At 69.4% G+C, this 25,919-nt stretch carries 19 protein-coding genes; 10 read left to right on the forward strand and 9 right to left on the reverse strand.

Features of this window, described 5'->3' with window-relative positions; genetic code table 11:
• Window positions 1-232: 232 nt before the first annotated feature.
• The 3 genes from O2L52_RS20270 (at window position 233) to O2L52_RS20280 (ending at window position 4,717) form a co-directional block, all read left to right on the forward strand.
• Window positions 233-1,597 carry a glycosyltransferase gene (locus O2L52_RS20270; protein WP_270117812.1) on the forward strand — a complete coding sequence of 455 codons (1,365 nt, stop codon included), beginning with the start codon at window positions 233-235 and terminating at the stop codon, window positions 1,595-1,597.
• Window positions 1,594-2,913, forward strand: coding sequence for a glycosyltransferase (locus O2L52_RS20275; RefSeq protein ID WP_270117813.1), 1,320 nt, complete (start codon window positions 1,594-1,596; stop codon window positions 2,911-2,913). The genes O2L52_RS20270 and O2L52_RS20275 overlap by 4 nt, the downstream gene beginning before the upstream one ends.
• A 250-nt stretch (window positions 2,914-3,163) precedes the next feature.
• Complete coding sequence (locus tag O2L52_RS20280) at window positions 3,164-4,717, forward strand: glycosyltransferase (protein WP_270117815.1); 1,554 nt, start codon at window positions 3,164-3,166, stop codon at window positions 4,715-4,717.
• Here the strand turns inward: O2L52_RS20280 and O2L52_RS20285 are convergent.
• Window positions 4,714-5,967, reverse strand: a complete 1,254-nt coding sequence (locus O2L52_RS20285) for a D-glucuronyl C5-epimerase family protein (RefSeq protein ID WP_270117816.1) — start codon at window positions 5,965-5,967, stop codon at window positions 4,714-4,716. The two genes, O2L52_RS20280 and O2L52_RS20285, sit on opposite strands and share 4 nt — an antisense overlap.
• A gap of 483 nt (window positions 5,968-6,450) precedes the next feature.
• Between O2L52_RS20285 and O2L52_RS20290 the strand changes: the two genes are divergently transcribed.
• Entirely contained in the window at window positions 6,451-8,532 is a 2,082-nt protein-coding gene (locus tag O2L52_RS20290; RefSeq protein ID WP_270117817.1) for a glycosyltransferase family A protein, read from the forward strand.
• Window positions 8,529-10,061, forward strand: coding sequence for a glycosyltransferase family protein (locus O2L52_RS20295; protein ID WP_270117818.1), 1,533 nt, complete (start codon window positions 8,529-8,531; stop codon window positions 10,059-10,061). The genes O2L52_RS20290 and O2L52_RS20295 overlap by 4 nt, the downstream gene beginning before the upstream one ends.
• Before the next feature lie 9 nt (window positions 10,062-10,070).
• On the opposite strand, the gene O2L52_RS20300 is transcribed toward O2L52_RS20295, so the two are convergent.
• The 6 genes from O2L52_RS20300 to O2L52_RS20325 all read right to left on the reverse strand — a co-directional run bounded on the left by O2L52_RS20300 (window position 10,071) and on the right by O2L52_RS20325 (window position 18,407).
• Entirely contained in the window at window positions 10,071-10,685 is a 615-nt protein-coding gene (locus O2L52_RS20300) for a hypothetical protein (protein ID WP_270117819.1), read from the reverse strand.
• 181 nt (window positions 10,686-10,866) lie between these two features.
• Window positions 10,867-13,158, reverse strand: a complete 2,292-nt coding sequence (locus O2L52_RS20305; RefSeq protein WP_270117820.1) for an acyltransferase family protein — start codon at window positions 13,156-13,158, stop codon at window positions 10,867-10,869.
• Window positions 13,159-13,380: 222 nt separating this feature from the next.
• Window positions 13,381-15,141, reverse strand: coding sequence for an ABC transporter permease (locus tag O2L52_RS20310; protein ID WP_270117821.1), 1,761 nt, complete (start codon window positions 15,139-15,141; stop codon window positions 13,381-13,383).
• Window positions 15,128-16,183: an iron-containing alcohol dehydrogenase family protein gene (locus O2L52_RS20315; RefSeq protein WP_270117822.1), complete on the reverse strand. Its 1,056-nt coding sequence runs from the start codon at window positions 16,181-16,183 to the stop codon at window positions 15,128-15,130. Before O2L52_RS20315 ends, O2L52_RS20310 begins: the two co-directional genes overlap by 14 nt.
• Window position 16,184: 1 nt before the next feature.
• Window positions 16,185-16,913: a phosphocholine cytidylyltransferase family protein gene (locus O2L52_RS20320; protein ID WP_270117823.1), complete on the reverse strand. Its 729-nt coding sequence runs from the start codon at window positions 16,911-16,913 to the stop codon at window positions 16,185-16,187.
• A gap of 237 nt (window positions 16,914-17,150) precedes the next feature.
• On the reverse strand, window positions 17,151-18,407 hold the full coding sequence (locus O2L52_RS20325) for an NADP-dependent isocitrate dehydrogenase (RefSeq protein WP_270117824.1): 1,257 nt from the start codon (window positions 18,405-18,407) through the stop codon (window positions 17,151-17,153).
• Window positions 18,408-18,719: 312 nt separating this feature from the next.
• Between O2L52_RS20325 and O2L52_RS20330 the strand changes: the two genes are divergently transcribed.
• The 5 genes from O2L52_RS20330 (at window position 18,720) to O2L52_RS20350 (ending at window position 24,771) form a co-directional block, all read left to right on the forward strand.
• Window positions 18,720-19,802, forward strand: coding sequence for an ABC transporter permease (locus O2L52_RS20330; RefSeq protein WP_270117825.1), 1,083 nt, complete (start codon window positions 18,720-18,722; stop codon window positions 19,800-19,802).
• A gap of 2 nt (window positions 19,803-19,804) precedes the next feature.
• A complete protein-coding gene (locus tag O2L52_RS20335) occupies window positions 19,805-20,704 on the forward strand; it encodes an ABC transporter permease (protein ID WP_270117826.1) in 900 nt (299 codons plus the stop codon).
• A gap of 5 nt (window positions 20,705-20,709) precedes the next feature.
• The gene (locus O2L52_RS20340; RefSeq protein WP_270117827.1) at window positions 20,710-21,870 is read left to right on the forward strand and encodes an ABC transporter ATP-binding protein; all 1,161 of its coding nucleotides are present in this window, start codon (window positions 20,710-20,712) and stop codon (window positions 21,868-21,870) included.
• On the forward strand, window positions 21,863-22,924 hold the full coding sequence (locus O2L52_RS20345; protein ID WP_270117828.1) for an ABC transporter ATP-binding protein: 1,062 nt from the start codon (window positions 21,863-21,865) through the stop codon (window positions 22,922-22,924). The genes O2L52_RS20340 and O2L52_RS20345 overlap by 8 nt, the downstream gene beginning before the upstream one ends.
• Window positions 22,925-22,989: 65 nt before the next feature.
• The gene (locus O2L52_RS20350; RefSeq protein WP_270117829.1) at window positions 22,990-24,771 is read left to right on the forward strand and encodes an ABC transporter substrate-binding protein; all 1,782 of its coding nucleotides are present in this window, start codon (window positions 22,990-22,992) and stop codon (window positions 24,769-24,771) included.
• 347 nt (window positions 24,772-25,118) lie between these two features.
• Here the strand turns inward: O2L52_RS20350 and O2L52_RS20355 are convergent, their stop codons facing one another.
• On the reverse strand, window positions 25,119-25,412 hold the full coding sequence (locus tag O2L52_RS20355; RefSeq protein WP_270117831.1) for a hypothetical protein: 294 nt from the start codon (window positions 25,410-25,412) through the stop codon (window positions 25,119-25,121).
• A complete protein-coding gene (locus O2L52_RS20360; protein ID WP_270117833.1) occupies window positions 25,409-25,774 on the reverse strand; it encodes a hypothetical protein in 366 nt (121 codons plus the stop codon). Before O2L52_RS20360 ends, O2L52_RS20355 begins: the two co-directional genes overlap by 4 nt.
• Window positions 25,775-25,919 lie beyond the last annotated feature (145 nt).

A 25,919-nucleotide genomic window follows, 5' to 3' on the forward strand; every position in this document is an offset into this window, starting at 1 on the left:
CACCCGGGGCGCCGCCCCCCCCCCGCGCCCCCCCCCCCCCGGGGGGCGCCCCCCCCCCCCCCCCCCCGCCCCTCATCTGCGTCTCGGCGATCGTCTCGATGACGTCCGCCACTCCGCGTCGCCAGTTCCCGGAAAACGCTTGGTATCCTCGCATCTGCCGCGGAACCCCCTCGTACACGACGGCACCCTCAGTCCTGTCTGCTCGGGAGGCCTTCACATGGACCGCGATCGGATGCCGGCACCGCAATCCTTCGATCCGGAGATTCCGGAGAAGAAACGTCTCGCCGGCGCACGGTGGACCTCCCGTCTGTTCAGGGGCTTCCACAAAGAGTCGCTCAAGGTCCTCAAGCGCTCCGCCGACGACGAGACCGAGCACCCCGCCTACCGCATCGCGCTCCTCCAGGCGCTGGTGCGGTGGCACGAGCTCCAGGCGAAGCGGCGTCCCGAGCCGACCGCCCACGACGTCGACGTGCTCATCGTCTCCGATCTGTCCTTGCCCGGCGGGACCACCGCCTCGAACGCCGCCGACCTGTGCGCGCTGCGTGAGGCCGGACTGACCGTGGCGCTGCTGCACCACCCCAGCTACGAGCTCGACGCCCTGCGCGGCATCAATGCGAAGATCCTCGCCCTCGCCGCCGAAGACGACGGGGTCCACCTCGTCCGCAGCCGGGACCGCGTACGCGCACGGCTGACCATCGTGCGATTCCCACCGTGCATGACCCGGCTCGTCGACCAGCGGCCCGAGATCACGAGCGACCGCACTGTGCTCGTGGTGAACCAGGCCCCGTACTACTACTACGGCGCCGAGCCGCAGCGGCGCTCGTGGCGGGTGCCCGAAGTCCACGAGCAACTGACCTCCTGGCTCGGCGACCACACCTGGTTCTGCGCCAGCCCCGTCATCGCAGACCTGCTCGCCACCCGCCATGCCGACGAGACCGCCGCGATCGACATCAGCGCCGAGTACTGGTACGACGTCACCGACCCCGCACGCTGGAACGCGGACGCGCTCGAGCGCCCGCGCAGCGGACCCATCAGGATCGGCCGGCACTCCCGCGACTCCAAACTCAAATGGCCCTCGAGTCCCCAGGACCTGCTCGGCTGCTTCCCGGCCTCGGACGACTTCAGCGTCACCGTGCTCGGCGGGGCGGACACCCCTCGGCGCCTCCTGGGGGAACTCCCCGCCAACTGGACCGTCCACGAATTCGACGCCCTGCCCGTGGAGGAATTCCTCGCGGAGATCGACGTCTTCGTCTACCACCTCGCCGACGACGGCATCGAAGCGTTCGGCCGAGCACCGATGGAGGCGATGGCCGCAGGCGTGCCGTGCGTGCTCGACCCGAGGCTCGAGCCCACGTTCGGCGACGCCGCGCTCTACGCGGAGCCGGAAGCACTCGAAGCGGTCGTCCGCGAACTCGTGGCCGACCCTGAAGCCTATGCCGCGCAAGCGAACCGCGGACTCGAGAAGGTCCGCGACTCGTTCTCCGGCACGCATCTCGTGCGGCAGGTCCGGTCCCTGATCGCGGAAGCCGCGCCCGAGGCGCGGCGCGGCCTGATCTCCCGGCTCCGAAGCCGCGGCGAGCGGGCGGCCGGCCGATGACGGCCCCGCCCCGCCTGCTGTACCTGGCGTTCTTCTTCCCCCCGTCGCGCGCGAGCGGCGTGTACCGCAGCCGCGCCGTCGCCAACCACTTCACCCGCGCCGGCTGGGACGTCACCGTCCTCTCCGGTCCCGTCGACCACTTCACGGCGGCGAGCAGCGGACTCGACGACGCGCTGGCCGCGACCGTCGATCCCTCGGTCCGGGTCGTCCGCCCGGCGTTCGAGGGCGCCCCGCCGGCGGGCTGGACCCGCCTGCTGCCACGACCGCTGCGTGCAGCCGCGGATCCGATGCGCCGGTTCGGGGATTTCCCGGAGAAGTACGCCGGCTGGTCGGGCAACGCGCTCCGCGAAGGGCTCCGGCTCCATGGCGAGCACCCCTTCGACCTGGTGCTCGCCACCGGGAACCCGTTCTCCGCGTTCGCCGCAGCCGAGTCGCTCGGCAGGCGGGCCGGGCTGCCGTACGTGCTGGACTACCGCGACTCGTGGACGCTCGACCTCTTCACGAACAAGCCGGCGTTCCCCGAGGGCCATCCCTCGTACCAGTGGGAAGCGGATTTCATCGCCTCGGCCGCCGCGGTCGCCTTCGTGAACGAACCGCTTCGCGACTGGCACGCGAAGCGCTACCCGGACGCCGCCGAGCGGATGTCGGTCGTACCGAACGGCTGGGACCCCGACGTCATGGCCGAGGCCGCCGCCGAGCCGGCGCCCGCGGGCATCGTCCGATTCGGCTACATCGGCACGGTCACCGCCCAGCAGCCGGTGATCCGCATGGCCGAGGGCTTCAGGGAGCTGCGCTCCCGGGACCTGGCGTTCACCCCTCGGCTGCACCTCCACGGCCACCTCGGCTACTTCGCGGACAGCGCCGAGAAACTCCAGCGGAAACTCGGCATCGGTCCGTTCCTCAGCGCCGATGAACCGGACCCCGACCTGATCCGCTACGAGGGCCCCGTATCGAAGACCGCCGTGGGCGAGGTCTACGCGCGCACCGACGTGCTGGTCTTCCTGGCCGGCGGCTCCCGATACGTGACCTCTGGGAAGATCTTCGAGTACATGGCCACGGGAAAGCCGATCGTCTCCGTGCACAAGGACGGATCGGCGGCCGAGGAGTACCTGGAGCACTATCCATTGTGGTTCAAGCCCGAATCCCTCGAGGCATCCCGAGTCGCCGAGGCCCTCGAACGGGCCGCGGAAGCCGCGCTGCACCCCGAGCCCGAGCTGACCGCCGCCGCCCGGGCGTACGCCCGCCGCTTTACCCGCGACCATGCCGTCGAATCGCTTGAGCGGCAGTGCCGCGACCTGCTCGACAGCGACCGGTAGCAACGGTCCCCGCGCACCCGAACCCCATGCCTCACCAGGGAAGATGTATAGTCGTCCTCGAACCGGCACACCGTTCTCCGATGTCGCGCGCCCTGAGTCGACAGTCGAGAACCCCCCGTAATGCATCGAAGAAGACCGATGCGGACAAACTCCGCCAAAACTCGGAACGACTCCCCGTTCGCGCATCGGCATCGAGACCCCCATGCCCACCGCCCGTCCCAGCGCGGTGGGCGCTGATGAAAGGCACACGATGAGCGCGAAGCGGAAGGCCACCATGCCCGGGAAGGTCCTGATGCTCGTCGACAACCACATCGACGGCGACTCTCGCGTGCAGAAGACCGCGAAGTCCATGGCCGCAGCCGGGTGGGAGGTCCACCTCGTCGGGCGCTCTCGTGAGAACCGGTGGGAGCACTACGACCTCGGCGAGGCCCGAGTGCACCGGCTGCCCTACCGTCCCATTCCGCCGCAGGCCACCCTCCGGCGCCGCCTGGCGTCGTTCCGGTTCCCCTTGGCCGCGAAGTCCATCGCTGCCATGCGCCGGCGACTCGACCTGCTCGTCCTCGACGGCGCCGAACTCGCTCAGCGGCGGATGGAGGCGAGCGCCCCCCGGCTCTACCGTCGCCGCCTCCGCGAGCCGCGGCTGCCGCTGGCGGTCTTCCGCCGCCTGGTGGCGATGCGCAAGAGCTGGCTCGAGATGCGGGTACGGCAGACCGAGGCGAAGCTCGAATGGCAGCGCGGGCGCTTCAAAGGCGCCATCGAGGACTTCGAGGCCTGGTTCTGGACCCTCCTGCTTCGCGACCGCGCCTGGCGCAAGCTCGACGTGACCCCCCTGAACTACGAGCTGAGCTACGCGAAGTTCATCGACAAGGCGAAGCCGGACCTCATTCACGCCCACGACTTCCGGATGATCGGCGTGGCGGCGCGCTCGGTGGCGCGAGCCCGCGCCAAGGGCCGCCGCGTGAAGATGGTCTACGACGCTCACGAGTTCGTGCCCGGCCTCTCCCACCCCGGCCGCAAGTGGCTGAAGTCCACGATCGCCTACGAGCGCGAGTACTTCAAGTTCGCCGACGCCGTTTTCACGGTCTCCCCCGCTCTGGCGGATCTGCTCGTGAAGGAACACGGGCTGGCCGAACGGCCGGTGGTGACACTGAACGCCCCGCCGAAGCCGACCGGCGAGATCCGCGAGGACGCGGCCGAGTTCGGGGACGTGCGCGCCGCGTGCGAACTCGGCGCCGACGTGCCGCTCATGGTCTACTGCGGCGGAGCCGCGCCGCAACGCGGCCTGCACACGATGGTCGAAGCGCTCGCGTACGTGCCGAAGCTGCACGCCGCGTTCGTCATCAACAAGCTCGACGGACCCTACGTCGACTCGCTGCGCGAGCAGGCCGACGAGCTCGGCGTCGCCGACCGGATCCATCTCATGCGGTACGTGCCTTACGACGTGCTCGTCGGGTTCCTCTCGACCGCGGATCTCGGCATCCACCCCCTCGTCACCGGCCCGATCAACCACGAGGTCGCGCTGAGCACCAAGTTCTTCGAGTTCATGCAGGCCGGGCTGCCGATGGTCGTCAGCAACGTCAAGGCGATGTCGGCCGAGGTCGAACGGCTCGGCATGGGCGAGGTCTTCGAGTCCGGGAACGGCAAGGACCTGGCACGCGCGGTCAGCGCCGTGCTCGACGGCCGCGACACCTACACCGAGGCGTACCGCGACCTCGAACGGCTCGACCAGTACACGTGGGAGGCCCAGGCGGCCAAGTACGTCGAGGTGTACCGCAAACTCCTAGGGCCGAAGGACGCCCACTAGCCGAGCCGCTTCTCCAACCCGCCGCTGAGCTCCTCGACGGGTACCGGCGACTCGCGCCCGGGTTCGATCGGCGTCGCGGCGAGCCCGCGGTAGAGCGGCATGCCGCTCCAGCGACCCATCGCCTCGGTCCAGTGGTCGGCCCATTTCTCCAGCCCTTCCACACCGGTGGCCGCGGCGAGATGCCGGAGCCGCCGAATGTGCACCGGGTGATAGACGTTGGTGTGCAAGCCGTCGATGACCTTGACGAAGTTCGTGGGATGGACGATCCGCTCCACCACGCGACGGGGGATCGCCACGACCCCGTCCTCCGGCGTCACCTCGCCGATCTGCTCCCACACGCCGTCGACGGGCGCAGCGGAGAGCGGGTCGTACCTGCCGAGCTGCAATTCCACGGCGGCAGGCCGATCGACGTCGAGGTGCACGGTGTTGTCCTCGGCCGAGGCCAGTGAGAAGACCAGGTTCGCCTGCCGCGGGCCGGTCCGATGGTTCGCCCAGCGGCTCCGGTGCTCGGTGAGGCCGAACTCGCCCTCGCCCGGCACGGTCACCTTCGCGTCCCCGAGGTCCGCACCCACGGTGCGCAGATACGCGAAACCGGTGAGGCCGTAACGGCTGTTGGCGACTTCCGGGGCGTCGAAGGCGGGGAGCATCTCCGCCATCGTGCGGACGGAGGCCTGCACGAGCTCGCTCGCGGCTTGGTCGCCTGAACGCTCGTGGTACTGCCAGGCGGCGAAGAGGGCCGACTGCCAGCCGTTGAGGATATAGCTGTTCGGCATCTGCGGCACCTCGGCGATCGAGACGCCGTGGACATCCTTGTACAGCACCCCGCCCCGCTCACGGGGCACCGTCAGCGCCAGGAAGCAGCGGCGGGCCGCGTCCTTGAGCCGCGGCTGGCCGAGCGCCTCCCCCGCCATCCAGAGGTGCTCGGCGTAGTAGCCCTGAGTCAGCGCCGAGTAATGGCGTTCGAAGAGGCGCGCGCCACCGCCGGGCTCGTACCAGCGGACCAGAGCGCCTTCGAACTCCTCCATCCGGTCGACCGCGGCGTTGGCGACGATGTCGACCGCCGGAAGCAGCAGTTCGGCGTCGGCGGGCCGCATCTGCCTGAGGTAGTGCTTGATGGCGTAGACCGGATAGATCGGGTGCTCGTAGAGCGTCCCGTCGTCCTGGCGGCGGCAGGGGTAGCCGTCCTCGTTCCACTCCAGCCGGTAGAACCCCGCGGCCATCTGACCGAAGCGCCCTTCGAACGGAGGCATGGAACGCGACAGGTCCCGCCGACCACCGCGACCGGCGGGACGCGGTGCCGTTCCGGGAGCCTTGCGCGGCGCGGCGAGCCGAAGCCGCCTGGCCACCCTCCCGCCCACTATGCGGAGGAGTTCGACCGTCGGTGTCTGCTCAGCGGACCGCCCGGGGACGGGAGCCTCGCGGCGGGATTCAGCCTTTTCTTCGGCCATGGGCTGATCCTAGCGGAGTCGCGAAAGTCACCCGTGTTCCCTCGTCCCTGCCGACACGCACGGACGGAGGCCGACTGCAGAGGCGGATCCGAGTGGGACCGGCAGCCGCCGAATACAGTGGCCAAGGCCCGTATGCGAGGGCCCCGCATCACGTCGGCGCGTCCCGGAAGGGGGTGGGGTGGCGGGTCGCGCCACAATGTTCGGGCGGTCGCCAGACGTTACAGTGAATGCAGGCCTCACCCGCACCCGTCCGCACCCACATCGATGTCAGCATGGTCGAAACGCATGGTCGAATCTGAAACGCGCCGCAGCGCCCCCGCCTCTCCCAGACTCCCCTCGCAACCCCTGGGGCCGACGAAAGCGGACGGCCCCGATCTTCTGGAGCGGCACCTCGCCGAAATCGCAGGGCGGCCGCCGGCCGCCGCGTACCGGTCCTATGTGCGGACCCGCTCGCCGCTGCTCATCGAGCTGCTGACGAAGACGGCCGCCCCCGGCCACACCTACGACAGCCTGCTGGAGCTGATCCGCTCGGCAGGGCCTTTCGACACCGCCGGGTTCGCCCCGGACTACATGGTCGCCCTCGCCGGCGCCGCCGCGAGGCACCGGGACTTCGCCGACGGCCTCGCGCTCTACCGCTTCGCAGACGTCGTGCTCGGTGCGGCTATCACCGGCGAGCACCAGCTGCACTACGCCGAATGCGCGTCGGCGGTCGACGGCAGCGCCGCGCCGCTGCTCGACCGCTTCGACGACCTCACCGAGATCGCGCGCCGCAGTCTCGAGGCCGAGGACGCCCACCCGAAGCACGGCGGAGACGAAGCGGAGTGGCTGCAGCGATTCGGCACCGCGATGGGCATGGACGGGCTCGCGCTCGGCGATGACGAGACCAGGACGTACTTCGACCGGCTCACCACCGACATCAGCGACGTGATCGAGCGGCCCGAGAAGATCTCGATCGTCATGACCTGCTTCCGGCCGGACGACGCGATCTTCACGGCGGTCGACTCGATCATCGCCCAGACCTGGCAGAACTGGGAGCTCATCGTCATCGACGACGACTCCGGCGCCGAGTTCGACGGCATCCTCAACCGCGTCGGCGAGCGGGACCGGCGCATCCGGATCCTGCGGCTGCCCGCGAACTCCGGCACCTACCGCGCCCGCAACCGCGCGTTCGCCGAGTGCAAGGGCACGTTCATCACCGGTTTCGACTCGGACGACTGGGCGCACCCGCGCTGGCTCGAACGGCAGGCCGAACCGCTGCTGCAGGACAGCGCCGTGGTGATGACGTTCGCCAGCTGCGCGCGAGTCAAGGAGAACCTCTCCCTCATCAACACCGGCCGCCCGATCCACGGGCCGCGCTCCACGTCGGTGCTGTTCCGCGCCAAGGCCGCCCGTGATCGCATGGGCTTCTTCGACGCCGTGCGCAAGGGCGCCGACAGCGAGTTCCACTTCCGGTTCAAGGCCGCCTTCGGCCGCCGCGCGGTGAAGAAGCTCAGCGGGGAGATCCTCACCCTGATCAGACTCGGCCAGGACACGCTGACCTCGCGCGACATCGGCTACGGCTGGCAGCATCCGGCCCGTTTCGCCTACCGCTCCGCGCACCACCACTGGCGCGGGCGGATCGCCGCCGGTGAATGCGAGCCGTACATGGCGGCCGACGAGCCGGAGCGCCCGTTCTTCGCCCCGGCGCTGATCCGCGGCGAACCGCTCGAAGGCACCCGCTTCGACCTGCTCGTCGTGATCGACTGCCGCTTCTGGGAGGCGAGCCAGCAGCGGGCGATCACGTTGGCCCGCAAGGCGGTCGCCGAGGGCCGGAAGGTCGGCGTCGTGCACATCGAGACGCTGCTGCGGCTTCGCGAGGACCTGCGCTACTTCCGTCCGGAAATCCTCGACTTCCTGAACGAGCCCGCGGTGCGCCTCGCCGGTGTCGAGTTCGTCGCCGCGATGGATGTGGTGTCCACTGAGGAGCTGGTCGTCTCCGACCCGTCGCTGTGGGAGGACCGCGAGGCCGAGTTCGGCCTCACCGGGTTCGACCGGATCGAGATCTGGGACGCGGCCATCGGCGCCACCGTCGAGTCCAAGAAGACCACCGCGGCCGCGCCGCGCCGCCGGGTTCGCGGCGTCCTCGGTCGCCTCGCCCGGCGTATTCGGCGCCGTCTCGAGGCCCGTGCGCTGATGCGGATCGCAGCCGCCGTCGGGGTGCTCGTGGTGCTGCTCGGCGCTTCGAGCTGGTTCTGGGCCGGGCTCGACACGTCGCTGCTGCTCACCTTCGCCGCACTCGCGGTACTGCTGGCAGGTGCCGCGGTCGCGATGACCGCGCCGGGCTTCCGGCGTATGCAGTCACTCATAGACAGGATCTCTTCGAAGTGACCGGCTTGTCCCACTTGAGCCCGATCCGCCGCACCGCCATCGCTTGCGCCGGTCTCACCGCCGCAGTCGGTGTCGGCGCGGTGCTCGCCTACACGGCCCCGCCCGCGGTGTACGTGCCGTACCTGGCGGGCGTCCTGGTCGCTGAGGCCGTCGTCGTGGCGCGCGGCGCCAAGCGCCGTATGGCCGACACCGGTTCGGCGAACCTCCGGGAGCTCGTGTCCCCGCGCAACCGCCGCCAGCGGCAGCGGCGGGAGAAGGAGGCCCGGAAGCTGAACACCGAGCTTCGGCTCCTGCGCGACCGGCTCGGGTCGGGCTTCTTCGGCGACACTGTGGAACGGCTCGAGGAGATCGCCGCTGACGGCGCGGCGCCGTCGGCGTCGCGGACCGCCGCGCGCGTCCTCGCCGAATGGCGGGAGCGGCCCGCTCCCGCTGCGGAGGCCGACGTCAAGCACTTCGACGTCGTGTTCGTCTCGAACTTCAACCTCGGCGGCGGTACGACGCAGAGCAACCGCAACGAGATCGAGATGCTGCGGGCCGCGGGCAAGCAGGTCGGGCTCATTCACCATCCGCTCTACCAGAACCACAGCGCGCGCCCGATCAGCGCCAAGATCCAGAGCCTGGTCGACGGGGAGCAGGTCCAGCTGGTCGAGGGCGCGCGGAAGCTCTCCTGCGACCTGCTGCTCATGCGGTTCCCGCCGTTCGCCTCGCGGCTGCGGGACGACCTGCCCGAGATCGACGCCGCCCGCAAGATGCTCATCGTCAACCAGGCGCCGATGACCTACTACAGCCTCGGCACGGGCCACCGGCCCGTCTGGGACGTCCAGACCGTGCACCGCAACCTGCACGGCTGGATCGGCGACCACCACTGGCGCACGGTCGGCCCCCTCGTGCACCAGGCGCTCGTCGACTCCCACGGGAGCGAACTCGAAGGCGTCGAGCTATCGCCGGAGCACTGGTACCCGTCGTTCGACACCGCGGCCTCGCCGCGCCGCGACGAGTCGCCGGTGCCGGCGGTGGCGCGCGTCGGCAGGCACTCGCGCGACCACATCTCGAAATGGCCGGAGCTCGCCGGCGACCTGCGCCGCGCCTATCCCGAGCGGGAGGACGTGGCGGTCCGCGTGCTCGGCGGGGTCGAGGTCCCGCGCCGGGTCCTCGGGCGGCTGCCGCGCAACTGGTCGTCGACCGCGTTCGACTCGGTCGACGTCGGTGATTTCCTGCAGGGCCTGGACTTCTACGTCTACTACGTGAACTCGGCGCTGCTGGAGGCGTTCGGCCGCGCTCCGGTGGAGGCCATGGCAGCCGGGGTGCCGACGATCCTGCCGCCCCGCTTCCAGCCGGTCTTCGGCGAAGGCGCGCTGTACGCGGAGCCCGCGGCGGTGGCCGGCGTGATCGAAGAGCTGCGCGGCGACCACGACCGGTACCTGAAGCAGCGGCGGATCGGGCTGGACACTGTAGAGCGGCTGTTCAGCCATGAGGCCCACCGCGGTCGATTCCGATCGCTCGGCATCGACCTCGACGGGCCCCGGTAACGCGTCAGCTCAGGCGGCCTTGGCCGCGGTCCATTCCTCGGGGTAGGGGAACGAGGCGGTCAGGTCGGCGCAGGCGGCCTCGACCTGCGCGTAGTGGGCGTCCCACTGGCAGGTGATGTTGATGAGGTACCGGTCGGCGAAGACGAAGTAGTCGCGCCACTTGACCTCGACGTCGCCGACGGTCTTCTCCCCGTAGCGGTAGATGCCCTCGTTGCGGTGCACGAGCGTCGGGTGGAAGTTGTCGAGCGAGACGGTGCTGCCCAGCTTGCTGAAGTAGTCGGTGACCATGCCCGCCTGGATGTCGTACGTGGAGGTGTCGGCCCCCTCGCTCAGCAGGTACGAGGTCACGGTGATCTTGTCCTGGCCGCCTTCGGAGCCCGCCACGTAGAACAGGTGCGAGACGTGGTCCTCGGTGAGCAGGACCTCGCGGTCCTCGCCTTCCGCGGCGGTGAAACCCGCCGGCGGTTCGAGGGCGAGGGCGGCCGGCGCGGTCGGCTCGGGCGGACCGGTGGTCGCTTCAGCGTTGGGCGACTCGGTGTTGTCGCCGTCGCCCCCTCCGTCGCCGGTGCAGGCTGCGACGGCGAACAGCAGGGCCACGGTCGCCAGGGCGGTCAACCTGCGCATGGGGCTTTCCTCTCAGGGGGCTTGGGTGATCGGGACCAGGACTCCCCGAGCGGGGAGGGGATCGATACACACTGTACCAAGACTGAGCGACGCCCCGGTCCCGCGAGGAGCCCGGGGCGGGCCCGGTCTCCAGGTCGATCCGCAGCTCACGGCGGTGCGGATCGACCTGCGGGACTTCGGGTCACAGTTTCGGCAGCGCATCGCCCAGCAGCGTGCTGAGCGAGCGGGAGTACGGGGTGCTCATGTGGTGCGAGTCCCGGTAGATCAGCGTGCTCCCGGTGATCACCGGGCACTGGCCGGAGATGCAGAACCAGCCCACGGTGTCGATGACGGTGGCGCCCGACTCCTGCGCCACGCCCATGGCCGCCTCGCGGTTGCCGGAGTCGTCGACGGCCTCGGCCCGGTCCAGGACGCATTCCTGGACCTCGTCCTGGTGTATAGAAATGCACTCGGGAATCGAGTCGCCGGTGGGGCTGCGCGGAGTGTCCGTGAGCGTCACGGTCTGCCCGGCGGCTGCAGTGATGCGCCCGAGGGTGCTCGTCCACGCCTCGGCCCACGCTTCGGGACTCGAGTCCTCGCCGTCGGCGAGGCTGGGCGAGTCCTCACCGCTGAGGATCACCATGGCGGGCTCGATCTCCTCGATCTCACTGATGACGCTGTCGCGCCACTGGTCGCATTCGGTGTACTCGCGTTCGAGGATGGAGTTGTACGGGGTGATGTCGGCGGGCCCGCAGGAGCTCTTGGTGCGGGAGAGGAGCTTCCAACCCTGCGCCTCGGCGAGCGGCTCGAGCGCCGGGAACCACTGCGCCGCATGGGAGTCGCCCATGAGGACCACGACAGTGCCGCTCTCGGTGTCGCCGTAGGCGCATTCGGACGGCGGCTCGACGGTCTCGGAGTCGAGGTGGCAATCGTCGCCATAAATGGCGGGCGTGTCGGCTCCGGCACTGGTCAGCGAGGGTTCGAGATCGTCCGGGGTTGAGGTGACCGAGAGGCCCTCCTGGAGTCGCATCTCGATCTCGGAGAGGTCCTCGGCCTCTTCGACGGCCTCGAGGTCGACCGGCGGTTCGTCCTCCGGCGGGACCTTCGCGAAGCCCACCGTCATCATGACGACCATTGCGATGCAGAGGACCGAGCACACGACGCCGGTGACCAGGCCCCACATGTTGCTCGCCTGGATGGATCGGGATTTGCGGAGGGGCTCTTCGACGTACTGGTACGTGAGCTGCGCGATCCCGACCGCGGCGATCAGCAGGACCACGTTCAGGCCGACCGTGGGCTCGGCGTCCACCGCGAGCGGGATGAGGATGAGGATCGGCCAGTGCCAGAGGTAGAGGCTGTAGGAGATCTTGCCGAAGAACTGGAACGGACCGGTGCTCAGGAGGGAGCCCACGGGATGCCCGCTCCTGGTGGAGCCCGCGATGAGGACGAGCATGGTGCCGGCGACGGGGAGCAGGGCGGTGTACCCGGGGAAGGCGGTGTCCTCTGTGTACATCACGCCGGCGGCGACCACCATGGCGAGGCCGGCGATGCCGAGAATCCAGGCGAGTGCCTTCGGCGTCTTTCGCCAGGTCGGCAGGGTGAGCGCCAGGATCGCGCCCGCGGCCAGCTCCCACGCCCGGGTGTGCGCGGCGTAGTAGGCGGTCGGCTGCGACTGCTCGGTGACGAAGACCGAGAGGATCAGGGAGATCGCGAAGATCGCGGCGCAGGCCGCCAGTCCAGTGGACACGAGCTTGCGCGGCGACCTGCCCGCCAGGAACATCAGCCCGATGAGGAGCAGCGGCCAGACGAGGTAGAACTGCTCTTCGACCGCGAGGGACCAGAACTGCTGGAACGGCGTGGGCATCTGGTCGGCGTTGAGGTACTCGGTCTCCTCGGCGATGAGCCGGTAGTTCACCGCGTAAACGATGACCGTGAACGCGTCCTGCATGACCGCTTCGAGGCGGGTGACGGGGAACCACAGCCAGGCGCCGAGGACCGTGGCGATGGTGACCAGGCTGGCCGCGGGAAGAATGCGGCGAGCACGGCGGGCGTAGAACCCGCCCAGGGAGATCTTCCCGGTGCCGAAGGCTTCTTTGATCAGCAGCGACGTGATGAGGAAGCCGGAGAGGACGAAGAACACGTCGACGCCCACATATCCACCGGCCGCGAAACCGAACCCCGCGTGGGAGAGGAGCACCAGGATGACCGCGATGGCGCGAAGGCCCTGAATGTCGGGCCGGAAGCCGATGCCCTCCCAGGCGGGTCGCGGCGCGGGCCGGGACGGGGCGGGAGCGGGGGCGGGCTCCTGCGGGGGCGGCGCCGGGGCCCGGAAGGCCGGTCGGGCCGGGTAGGGGCTCGGTGCGGTCGCGGCCGTCCGGCGCGGCGGGGCCGGAGCCCGACCGGGCGCAGTGACCCCCAGGTGGATGGTCTCCGCGTCGACACCGTTCCCGGCTGCGGTGCGGGGCTGCGGCCCAGGGGGCTGATGCGAGGTCATGGTGCTGGATTCTCCGTCTGGGGGCCGGGCGCTCGAGTCGCCCCATAATAGGCGTTCCGTCCCCGCCCGAAGGGCCGGTGCGAACGGCCAGTCGGTTCGGGCACACGGGAAGGGGAACGCGGGGCCACTCGTAGGCCCATCGTACCGAGGGAACGGCGGCCGGGTCGTACTGAGCGAAAACGCGGCCCCGACCTGGTCGCAGGTCGGGGCCGGGCCACGGCGTTAAAGCGCTTTAAGGACTCGCGGCTCGAGCCGGTAGAAGATCCAGCGGCCGAAGATCATGAGGAAGGCCGAGAAGCCGATGGCCACGCAGAGCTGGAACGTGTTCGGTGCCAGGCCCGGGATGAACGCCGCGCGGTGCATCAGGAAGATGCCGATGAGCGGGTTCGAGGAGAACAGGTCGTACAGCCAGGGGTTCTCCTTCATCGTGTCCGCTTCGGAGACCTTGGTGATCGGGAAGATGATCGCCGAAGCGTAGAAGAGGACGCGCATGAACAGGCCCAGGAACCGCTCGACGTCCTTGTAGAGGACGTTGGCGGCGCCGAGGATGAAGGTCATGCCCGCCAGCAGCATCGTCTGGGTCAGGATCGCCGGGATGAGCCACAGCAGGTTGAAGCCCCAGGTGCCGTGGTCGAAGATGGCCACCAGGATGATGATCGGGAAGCCGACCACGTACTCGGCGAAGCGCGCGAAGACCTTCGAGATCGGGAAGACCTCGCGTGGGACCTTCATGACGGTGATGAGCGCCGCCTGCCCGCCGAGCGAGTTCGCGCCCTGGCTGACCGCCTGGGTGAACCACTGGTAGGCGAAGATGCCGGAGACGATGAAGAGCAGGTAGCCCGCGTTGTTGGGCAGCGAGTTGCCGCTGTCGAAGACGACGTCGAACACGAACCAGTAGATGAGCGTGAGGCCGAGCGGTTCGATGAGCGACCACAGGTAGCCCATCGCGGTCGACTGGTACTTGACGGCCAGGTCGCGGCGGACGAGGACCGACAGGGCGTTGCGGTGGCGCAGCAGCGCGGTGAAGCCGGTGGTCAGCGGGAACTTCCGCTTGAGCGGCTTGACCTCGGTGGGGCGCGTGATCGGGCCGGTCTCGTCGCTGCGGGCCGAGTCCAGGAACGCCGGGAGCTCGGCGGTGTCGTCGAAGTTGCGGCGGATCGGGGAGGCGCCGGCGACCGGCATGTCGCGGCCCGGCTCGTTGCGGGTCGCGTAGGGCGCCTGCGGGACCTGGTTGGTCGGCTGCGGCTGGCCGGGCTGCTGACCCTGCTGCTGCTGGCCCTGTTGCTGACTCTGCTGCTGCTGGCCCTGGTGCTGGGTGGCCGGAGGCGGCGGGGTCTGGGTGTGCGGAGCCGGGGCGGTCGCACGCGGGGGCGAGGTCTGGCCGTGGGGGGACGGCGCCGTCGCGGGAGGCGGCGGAGGCTGCTGCGGCTGGTAGTGGCCGCCGCCCGCGGGGTTCGGCTGGCCCTGGGGCTGACCCTGCGGCTGGCCGTACGGATTCGGCTGGCCCTGCGGCTGGCCGGGGCCGTGGGGCTGCGGAGCGCCGTAAGGCTGCTGGCCCTGCCCCTGGCCGGGACCGTGCGGCGGGGGCGGCGAGCCGTAGGGCTGCTGCCCTTGCGGCGCACCGTAACCGGGCGGCGGGCCCTGGTGCTGCTGCGCCGGGGCGCCGTAGGCCTGCTGCTGCCCACCGGGCGCGGCGTAGGCGGGCCCGTAGCCCTGCTGGGGCTGCGGGGCGTGGGCGTGCGGCGGCGAGGCCGCGGCGGGACCCTGGTGGCCGGGGGTGATGCCGGGCGCGGCGGACGGAGGCGGGCTCGCGAAAGCCGCCGAGCCGGAGCTCATGGACCCCGGCGGGTATCCCGCGGGGTTGGCCGAAGGCCCGGGACCGAAACCGCCCTGGGGGGCGGGCGAATCGGAGTTCTCCGGGCTCCCGTCGTTGTTCCCGGCTGGGCCGGAGACTCCGTCGGGGTGCGGGCTAATCGAGCTCATGCATCATCTCCGTCAGGTGTCGCTCCAGCGCCACCGAGTCCAGTTCACGATGTTCGAGAATCGTATAACGGCCTGGCCGGGTCCTCGGCGCGTAGGCCACCGCTGTGGCGAGCTCCGCGATTTGCAGTCCGAGTTCACTTGCCGTGCGCGGCAGGCCGTGCCGCTTCATGGCGGCCGACAACTCCTTGAACAGGGCCTTGTCACCCCGCAGCCACGTGCAGACGAGCGCCCCCAGGGCGCCCTGCGCGCCGTGGGTGGCCAGTCCGGGGTGGAGCGCTTCGAGGGCGTGCGCGATCTCGTGGCAGCCGCCCGAGCAGGGCCGGGACGATCCGGCCATGCTGGACGCGAGGCCGCCTTGGATCAGCGCGTCCGCGAGGGTCGCCAGGAACGACTCGTCGCTGATGGCCCCGGGGTGGCGCAGCACGGCTTCGGCGCCGGTGCGGGCGATGGCGGCGGCGAGGCCGTCCACGGGTTCGCCGTTCACCTCGTGCGAGAGCTGCCAGTCGGCCACTGCCGACAGGTTCGTGAGCGCGTCGCCGATGCCGGACTGCAGCTGGTGCGCGGGCGCCTGGCGGATGAAGTCGAGGTCGGCGAGGACCGCGAGCGGCGGGTGGACCCCGTAGGAGACCGAGACGCCGTCGCGTTCGAGCGAGGCGGTCGGGGACGCGAGGCCGTCGTGGGCGAGGCTTGTCGCGACCGAGACCATCGGCAGGCCCAGGTCGGACGCGGCCCATTTCGCGGTGTCGAGGAGCTTGCCGCCGCCGATGCCCACCAGGGCGTCGACCCGGTGGTCGGCGCGGAGGCTCTTGGTGAGCTCCTTGGCGCTGTGGAGGCTGCCGGGGGCGACGGTGTGCACCGTGGCGTCCGGCAGGTGGTCGAGCTCGGCCGCGATGCTCTCGCCGAGGCCGGGCCCGAGCGCGACGGCGACGCGCCCGCCGGAGGAGATCCGGGAGTCGGCGAGCAGCTCGGGGAGGCGCTTGAGCGCCCCGGCCGAGACCTCGACGGTGATCGGCGCCAGGACGGTGCGCGCGAACGTCGGCAAACTACAGGCCCTCTGCGATGGTCTTTGCGAGCGCCCAGTCGGCGTGGTCGTCGACCTCGGTCCAGGCCACGGGCCCGGTGGAGACGGTCCCGATCTGGCCGGCCTCGGCGAGGAGCTGGAAGGCGTCCTCGTAGTAGAGGGTCGTGTCGCGCGTGTACGTGGCCTCGAGGGCCTTGGTGAGGTCCTCGGCGACGCCGGTGGGGATGAGGCTGACGCCGATGTACTCGCCCGCGGCGGTCGCGATGGGCTGCTGCTTGTGGATCAGCTCGACGCCGCCCGCGCCGACGCGCACCTTCATGGCCTCGTCGGTGAGCTGCTTGTGGTCGTCGAGGGCGATGAGCAGCCGGGGGTCCGTCGCGGCGGCGGCGAGGAGGTTCCGCTCGATGCTCGTGGGGTGCACGGTGTCGCCGTTGACGAGCACGGCGCCGTGCGCGTAGTGCTCGCGGGCGGTCCACAGCGAGTACGCGTTGTTCCAGTGCGGCTTGTCGTTGTCGACGATGGCGACGCTGACGCCGTACCGGTCCTCGAGGACCGGGGCGTGCTCGCGGATGCGCTCGGCGGCGTGCCCCACGGTGATCGCGAGGTCGGTGACGCCGACCTCGGCCAGGCCGCGCACGATCGTGTCGAGGATCGTCTCCGTGGCGGTGACCGGCAGGAGGGTCTTGGGGAGCGCGTCGGTGTCAGGGCGCAGGCGCTGCCCCTGTCCGGCGGCGAGGATGACGCCTCTCACGAGATTGCGGCCTTCCGATCGACGGCTGTAACCCGCCTAGTTTACAAGTCCCGAAAGGGGGGAGGCCCCTGCCGAGTGTGCGCCTGCACACGTGGGCCGGGGCCTCCAACTGGGAAGGGGCGGCTCCTGTCGAGACGGGAGCCGCTTCCTTCTACAACGAGCCTGAATCGGCCCGGTTACGCATTATTTCGAGCTATTTGCGAAGTTGCCAGGCGGTCAGGCCTGAGCTCGCGGTCCTTACTTGGCACTCTTGGCGAAGCTTGGGAGCCATAACTTGGCAGAGACGGACTTGGCGAGGTTCTCCGACAGGGTGTCGAGGAACTCGTCCGTGGTCTGCCACGCCTGCTCCTTGCCGACGAGCGCGGCGAGGTCCTTGGTCATCGAGCCGCTCTCGACGGTGTCGATGACGACCTTCTCGAGCTCGTTCGCGAAGCCGGTGACCTCGGCGGTGCCGTCGAGCTTGCCGCGGTGGGCCAGGCCGCGGGTCCACGCGAAGATCGAGGCGATCGGGTTGGTCGAGGTCTTCTCGCCGCGCTGGTGGGCGCGGTAGTGGCGGGTCACGGTGCCGTGGGCCGCCTCGGCCTCGACGGTCTTGCCGTCGGGCGTCATGAGCACGGAGGTCATGAGGCCGAGCGAGCCGAAGCCCTGCGCGACGGTGTCGGACTGGACGTCGCCGTCGTAGTTCTTGCAGGCCCAGACGTAGCCGCCCTCCCACTTCATGGCGGCGGCGACCATGTCGTCGATGAGGCGGTGCTCGTAGGTGAGGCCCGCCGCGTCGAACTCGGTCTTGAACTCGTTGTCGAAGATCTCCTGGAACACGTCCTTGAACATGCCGTCGTAGGCCTTGAGGATCGTGTTCTTGGTCGAGAGGTAGACCGGGTAGTTGCGGGCCAGGCCGTAGCGGAACGAGGCGCGCGCGAAGTCCTCGATGGACTTCTTGTAGTTGTACATCGCCATGGCGACGCCGCCGCCCTCCGGGTACTCGGCGGCCTGGATCTCGATCGGCTCGGAGCCGTCGGCCGGAGTGAAGGTGACGGTGAGGGTGCCGGGGCGGTCGACCTTGAAGTCGGTGGCCTTGTACTGGTCGCCGTGGGCGTGGCGGCCGATGATGATCGGCTTGGTCCAGCCCGGGACCAGGCGGGGCACGTTGCTCATGATGATCGGCTCGCGGAAGACCACGCCGCCGAGGATGTTGCGGATGGTGCCGTTCGGGGAGCGCCACATCTTCTTGAGGCCGAACTCCTCGACGCGGGCCTCGTCGGGGGTGATGGTCGCGCACTTGACGCCGACGTTGTACTGGTTGATCGCGTTGGCGGCGTCCACGGTGACCTGGTCGTCGGTGGCGTCGCGGTGCTCGATGGAGAGGTCGTAGTACTTGAGGTCCACGTCCAGGTAGGGGTGGATCAGCTCGTCCTTGATCTTGCTCCAGATGATGCGGGTCATCTCGTCGCCGTCGAGCTCGACGACCGGGTTCGCAACTTTGATCTTCGCCATAGTTTCGCTACCTCTCCTGCGCTCACCTGCGCCTGGTGTGACTGCGCCACTGAGGGCGCCGAGGCTTCCGCCCCTAACAGTACGAGCGTACTGGCTTTACCGTGGAAGGCCGCGCCCGGCCCCGGGAGTCGATGGTCACAGCACGGACGCACCGATAACGATTCCGTCTCAAGGCTGGCGTGCCCCGGGTCACGGCAGGTAGCTTCTTTAACTAGAAACAATCTTTCCAATTTGTTTCGCCCCCCGTCATTCGAGGCCCACCGCTTCTTCCGAGAACCGGTGCCCGACTAGCGCACGAAGGAGTGCACCGAGGTGACCGCACCTGCCGCGCCCCCGCCGGGCGACGCGCCGCCCCGAACCGCCGCCCGCGTGGTGCGGCGCGTCTGGACCTCCTACGTCTTCCGCCGCATCCTCCAGTCGGTCTTCGTGATCTGGCTGGTCGCGACCATCACCTTCATGCTCATGCAGCTCATGCCGGGCGACCCGATCGAGATCATGGCCGGGCGCCTCAACAGCTCGGGCATGTCGCACGACCAGGCCATGGCCACCGCCGCGAACATCGTGGCCTACGACCCGAACGCCAGCGCCTGGTCGCAGTACCTCGAGTTCCTCAAGGGCCTGGTCACGCTGGACCTGGGCAACTCGCTCACCAGCCCCAGCACCTCGGTGTTCGAGCACGTCATGGAGTACCTGCCCTGGACGCTGTTCGCCGTCGGCGCCGGCATCGTCCTGGCGGCGGTCATCGGCCTCTCGGTCGGCATGGCCACGGCCTACCGGCGCGGTTCGGTCCTCGACCACACCATGACCTCGGTGGGCTCGTTCCTGACGGGCGTGCCGAACTACATCCTCATCGCAGCGGTGGTCGTGCTCGGCTACACAGTGCTGGGCATCCTGCCGTTCCTCGACATGCGCGGCCGCGTGACGGCCGGCATCGAGCCGGGCCTGGACCCGGTGTTCTTCGGTGACGCGATGTTCCACGCGATCCTGCCGATCACCGCCTTCGCGTTCACCTCCACGGGCGCGTTCATGCTCAACATGAAGGCGGCCACAACTGAAGTGCTCACCGAGGACTACGTGACGGTGGCGCGCGCCCGCGGCCTCAAGCCGGGCCGCATCAGCCGCAACTACGTGGGCCGCAACGCCCTCCTGCCGGTGGTGCCGCAGATCGCGCTCCAGCTGGGCATGCTCGTGGGCGGCTCGATCGTCATCGAGCAGATCCTCAACTACCCCGGGGTCGGGCAGATGCTGATGCAGGCCATCGGCAACCGCGACTACCCGGTGGTGCAGGCCGCGGTCATCATCCTCGCCACGTCGGTGGTCATCACGAGCCTCATCGTGGACCTCCTCTTGGTGAAGATCGACCCGCGCATCAAGTCCGAGAACCAGGAGGCGTGAGCATGACCGCTGTTGACGCGCCGGCCGCGAAGCCCCGCCGCACGTTCCGGGAGAGCACGTTCGGGCAGATCTGGACCGGGCTCACCCGCTCCCCCGCCGGGTTCGCCGGCACGGTGCTGGTCCTCGGGATCGTCCTGTTCTCCTTTGTGGGCCCGCTCGTGGTCGACCAGCACAACCCGACCGACACCACGCAGATCTGGACGGCCCCTTCGGGAGAGCACTGGCTCGGCACGCAGTACGAAGGTAAGGACACCTTCACGATCCTGGTGAACTCCGGGGCGGAGCCGATCTGGGTCGGCGGCATGGCGGCCATCATGGCCGTGTTCGTGGCCGTGGTCCTCGGTTCGATCGCGGGCTACTTCCGCGGGAAGATCGACGCGGTCCTCCTGCAGCTCACGGACGTCACGGTGACGATCCCGCAGTTCCTGCTCATGATCGCGGTGGTCGCGTTCTTCGAGGACATCCCGCCGTGGGGTGTGGCGATCGTGGTCGGCTCGACCATGTGGGCGTTCCTGTTCCGGTCCATCCGGGCGCAGGTCATGTCCCTCAAGGAGCGCGAGTTCGTGGAGGCCGCGAAGCTCCAGCACCTCGGTCCGATGCGGATCGTGTTCCGGGAGATCCTGCCGAACATGGCCGGGTTCATCTTCGTGAACTTCGTGATCGCGGTGAACCAGGCGATCTACGCGATCGTCGGCCTCTACATCCTGGGCCTCATGCCTTCGGGCACGCCGAACTGGGGCCTGATGATCCACCTGTCGTGGCAGAACAACTTCTTCCTGCTCCCGGTCGCGCTGCCGTTCGTGCTCGCGCCGCTGCTCATGATCGTGCTCTTCACGATCGGCCTCGTCACCATGGGACGCGGCCTCGACCAGGCCCTCAACCCGCGCCTGAGGGAAAGGTGAGAACGATGACCGACCCGATTCTCAGCGTCCGCGACCTCTCGATCGCGTACAAGACCGGCCGCAAGGAGTCGGTGACCGCTGTCAGCGGCATCGACCTGGACCTCTACGAGGGGCAGTCGCTGGCGCTCGTCGGCGAGTCCGGCTGCGGCAAGACCACGCTCGGGCTGGGCCTGCTGCGGCTCCTGCCGGGCCTGGGCGAGATCACGTCCGGCTCCCTGACGTACCGGTTGAAGGACGGCTCCAAAGCGGACCTCCTGAAGATGAAGCAGGAGCAGCTGCGCCGCTTCCGCTGGGCCGAGGCCGCGATGGTCTTCCAGGGCGCGATGAACGCCTTCAACCCGGTGATCAAGATCCGCGACCACTTCGCCGACACCCTGAAGGACCACTCGGACGGCAAGAAGAAGTGGACGAAGGCCGCGGTCGACGCCCGCGCCGGGGAGCTCCTGGAGACCGTGCGGCTCGACCCCGACCGGGTGCTCCAGTCCTACCCGCACGAGCTGTCGGGCGGCATGAAGCAGCGCGCGCTCATCGCGCTCGCGATCGCCCTGGACCCGCAGGTGCTGGTCCTGGACGAGCCGACCACGGCCCTGGACCTGCTGACGCAGCGCTCGATCGTGCAGCAGCTCCACGAGCTGCGCAAGAAGTTCGGGTTCACGATGGTGTTCATCACCCACGACCTGGGCCTCGCCGCCGAGCTCGCAGACCGGGTGGCCACCATGTACGCCGGGCGGATCATCGAGACCGGTTCGGCGCGCGACATCTTCTACGAGCCGAAGCACCCGTACACGGCCGGGCTCATCAACGCGGTCATGCCCGTCAAGGGCGCGCGGCCCCAGCTGGAGTCGATCCCCGGCTACCCGCCGAGCCTCAAGGCGATGCCGAGCGGCTGCGCGTTCCACCCGCGGTGCGCGTTCGCCACGGACGCGTGCAAGCGCGAGCGGATCGACCTCGACCTGCTCGCCGAGCGCCCGCTCGGCATGAGCCACACGGCGGCCTGCCTGCACCACGACCAGGTGCGCTTCGAGCGCAAGTGCGACGACACGAGCGCCGACCGACCCGCGAGCACCGTCGCGAGCGGCGTCCGAAGCACCGTCGCAAGCGACGCCGGAAGCACTGTCGAAGGCGACGCCCGGAGCACTGTCGAAAGCGAGACCGCCGATGTCTGAGTCACCGCTGCTGAAGCTGTCGGGCCTGGAGCAGGTCTTCGACACCCGCAAGGGCCCGGTCGCCGCCGTCGGCGGCGTCGACCTGGAGGTCAAGGCCGGCAAGGTCCTGTGCCTGGTCGGCGAGTCCGGCTGCGGCAAGACCACGACCGCCCGCGCGGCGGCCGGGATCACCCGGCCCACGAGCGGCGCCGTCGAGTTCCGCGGCAAGTCGCTGACGGAGATGAACGCGGCCGAGCGCACCGATTACCGGCGCTCGGTGCAGTACATCCACCAGGACCCGTACGCCGCGCTCAACCCGACCCGCACCGTCTTCTCGACGCTCACCGCGGGTCTCAAGCGGCACGGCCTGGTCAAGGGCCGGGCCGAGGCCCGCGCGAAGGCCGCGGACCTGCTGCGGTTGGTGGACCTCACGCCGCCAGAGTCCTACTTGGACTCGTACCCGCACCAGCTCTCGGGCGGCCAGCGGCAGCGCGTGAACGTCGCGCGTTCGCTGGCGATGGACCCGAAGCTGCTCATCTGCGACGAGTCGACGTCCATGCTGGACGTCTCGATCCGGGTGAGCCTCCTCAACACCCTCGGGCGGCTGCGCGACGAGCTCGACGTCGGCTTCCTGTTCATCACCCACGACCTGGCCGTCGCGAAGTACTTCGCGTGGGACGGCGAGATCGCGGTCATGTACCTGGGCAAGGTCGTCGAGCACGGCCCCACCCCGGAGGTCATCGGGAACCCCCAGCACCCGTACACCAAGGCCCTCATCGGCGCGGTGTGCGAGCCGGACCCGGACCTGGCGAAGGCCAACCGCTCCACCGAGCAGCTCCGCTCGGCGGAGATCCCGAGCCTCCACGACCTGCCCGCGGGGTGCGCCTTCCACCCGCGGTGTCCGGCTTTCGAGCCGGGTCTGTGCGACGGCGAGCGGCCGCTGCTGCAGCTCGCGTCGCGAAGGAACGTGGCCTGCCACGTGGTCGCCCGCGACCGCGTGCCGGTCGACGACCGCACGCTCACCTTCGACGCCGTCCCCGGCTCTCGGCGGCCCGAACCCGAATCAGCCATCTGACCTCGGTACCCCTGCTCCATCTCATACACATCACTGCCCTCTACATTGATTGAAAGGAAACGGCGATGACCTCTCAGCGATTCGAGCTCAGCCGACGCAACCTCATGCAGGCGGTCGGCCTCGGCGCCGGCGCCGTTGCGACCGCGGGCGTCCTCGGCGCCTGCCAGGCCGAAGGCTCGGAAGGCGAAGGCGCCAGCGGCACCTTCATCTACGTCTACCCGTTCGACATCACCACCCAGCACCACAACGCGGCGATCAACAACGCCGCGCTGCTGGTCCCCGCGCCCGTCGCGGAGCTGTTCCTCCCCCGCCCGGCGATCCTCGACTGGGAGACGCTGGAGTGGATCCCGCAGCTGGCCGAGTCGGTCGAGCTGGTCGACAAGACCCTGACGATCAAGCTGCGATCCGGTGTCAAGTGGACCGACGGCAACGCCGTCACCGCTAAGGACGTCGTGGGCACGATCTACCTGCAGAAGCTGAACGCCGCGCAGGGCACGGTCGGCTGGGACCAGCTGCTCTCGGCCACGGCCGACGACGACACCACGGTCACCGTGACGTACTCGGCGGCGTTCCCCGGCGTCGAGCACGGTGCGCTGAAGGCCCAGATCCTGCCGCACGCCCGCTACGGCGAGTGGATGGACGAGGCCCAGGGCCTGGTCGAAGCCGGTGCCATCCAGGGCAGCCCGGAGCAGTCGGCGCTCGCGGAGAAGATCGCGGCCGTCGACTTCAAGGACGAGGACCCGATCACCAGCGGCGCGTACCAGTTCGACCAGATCGGCGAGACGGTCATCAGCTTCAAGGTCCACCCGGACGGGCTGTTCGCCGACAAGGTGAAGTTCGCGAAGGTCGAGGTCCAGGCGGGCGACAACGCCGCGGCCGTGCAGATGCTGCTCTCGCGCGAGATCGACTACTGCACCCAGGTGCTCGGCGCGACCGACCGCCAGACCATCGCCGACGTGGACGGGCTCAAGGAGCTCTCGACGCCGGGCTTCGACGGCATCGGCCTGATGCTCAACCAGGGCCGGTTCCCGGAGTTCGCCGACGCGCGGGTGCGCAAGGCGTTCATGTACATCCTCGACGGCGAGTCCATCGGCGAGATCGCGAAGGGCAACGGCGGCTACTACATCCCGGCGACCTACTCGGGTCTGCCCGACCCGCACGCGGAGGGCCTGTTCGACGACGTCGAGCTGGAGTTCTACGCGCCGGACCACGCCAAGGCGGAGACGCTGCTGACCGAGGCGGGCTGGAAGAAGGAGTCCGACGGCTGGCACACCCCGGCGGGCGACAAGGCCAAGTACGCCATCACCGGCGTCGAGGGCTGGACCGACTTCGTGCTCTCCGGTGAGCAGGCCGCGGCCCAGCTCACCGAGTTCGGCCTCGAGGTCTCGTACAAGAGCGTCCCCGAGGACAACCCGTGGGGCATCTGGGGCGCGGGCGACTACGACATCGCGGTGCGCCAGTGGGCGAACCCGTTCGTGCCTTACGCCTACGGCTCTTGGCAGATGGCCTGGTTCACGGACAACGCCGGCACCGCCGACGCCGCGGGCATGGGCATCCCGACCAACGAGGTCGACTCGCCGAGCCAGGGCAAGGTGAACGTCAACGATGTCTACCTCAAGGCCCAGCAGGGCACCGAGGAGGAGCAGGCCGCTGCGAACAAGACGCTGGGGATCGTGTTCAACGAGACCCTGCCGCGTCTGCCGCTGTTCCTGAACCAGCGTGTCAGCTACGGCGTCGAGGGCGCTCGCGTGGCGGCGATCGACCCGGGTGCGTACGCGCTCAACGACGTGTACTTCGACAACCCGATCATGGTCCGCCTCCTCGAGGGCGGCATCGAGCCGGCTTAACACCCACCTGGGACCGGCCTCCGGGCCGGTTCCTCGGACGGGCCTTCGGGCCGCGGTCCAGCTCCCCGGGCGACCTGCTCGCGCCCGGGGAGCCCCTCACTCCACAGAGCACACAAGCTCGGACCGGGTCAACAACCCCGGCCCGGAGCCGCGCAGGACCGAGGCGGGTCGACGCGCGGCTAACAAGAGAAGCAGGGCCCCGGCCAGAGTTCACGCGCAACCCGCGGAACAAGGCCGGGGCCCTGCTGCGTCTAAGCCATCTGATGTCGTTGCCGAACAACCGGTTCCGGTCGCCTACGGGTATCGGAACCCGAACCCGACCGCATCCGCCGATTGTCCGGCCTGGCTCATGCACAGGCGAGGGCTCTGGCTTGCCTTTCGACAGTCGGACGCATCTGGTCGGTCCGCCAGGCCGGGTGCCATTCCTCGCGGTCGCCGGGCGGTTCGGTGAAGACGGCGATGAGGCGGGGTCCGGCGCTGGTCATCTCGTCGGAGACGAGGCGGTGGAGTTCGGGGTCGGTGGTGCTGCGGAAGACAGTGAGACGGAGGCGGTCACCGCCGCCGATGCCGATGTAGAACTCGTCGAGGCGGACCCAGTCGGGTGAGTCGGCGGTGGTGTCGCGTTGGCGGGGCTCGATCATCGGAGTACAGCCGCAAGCTCGGTGATGCCAAGGGCTGCAAGCGGATTGACCGGCGGTTGTCGGCGCGGGTGCGGACTGGGCTTGCGGCGGTGACGGGCGGGGGTGCGACGACGGAGCCGGAGGTCGTCGGGGGTGATCTCGCCCGAGTCGAGCGCAGCGGCCTTCTGGGTGCGAGTGGTGGTGTAGAGGAAGAGTCGCGCCGCCGATTCGCGGGAAGAACAGCCGTGACGGCCCCACTTCTCGCCGCACCAGTCGCAGCGCACACGGCCGAGACCAAGAAAGGTGTGGTAGGGCTGGTGCAGTTGCAGGTCGATCTTGGCCCAGGCCGGCACGGGGTCGACGGGTACGCTGATAAGACCCATGAGAAGCTCCGATTTCTCTAGGTAAGCGGCCCGCGCTGGGTGATTCCGTCCAAAGATTCGAACCAGCGCGGGCCGCAGTCTGTGTGTGGCTCTATACGGTTGTGTGCGTGGGCGAAAGCCCTGTTGTGGCTCGCTCCTTCGGTCT

It is taken from the genome of Glycomyces algeriensis, assembly GCF_027622855.1.
Classification (GTDB): domain Bacteria; phylum Actinomycetota; class Actinomycetes; order Mycobacteriales; family Micromonosporaceae; genus Glycomyces; species Glycomyces algeriensis.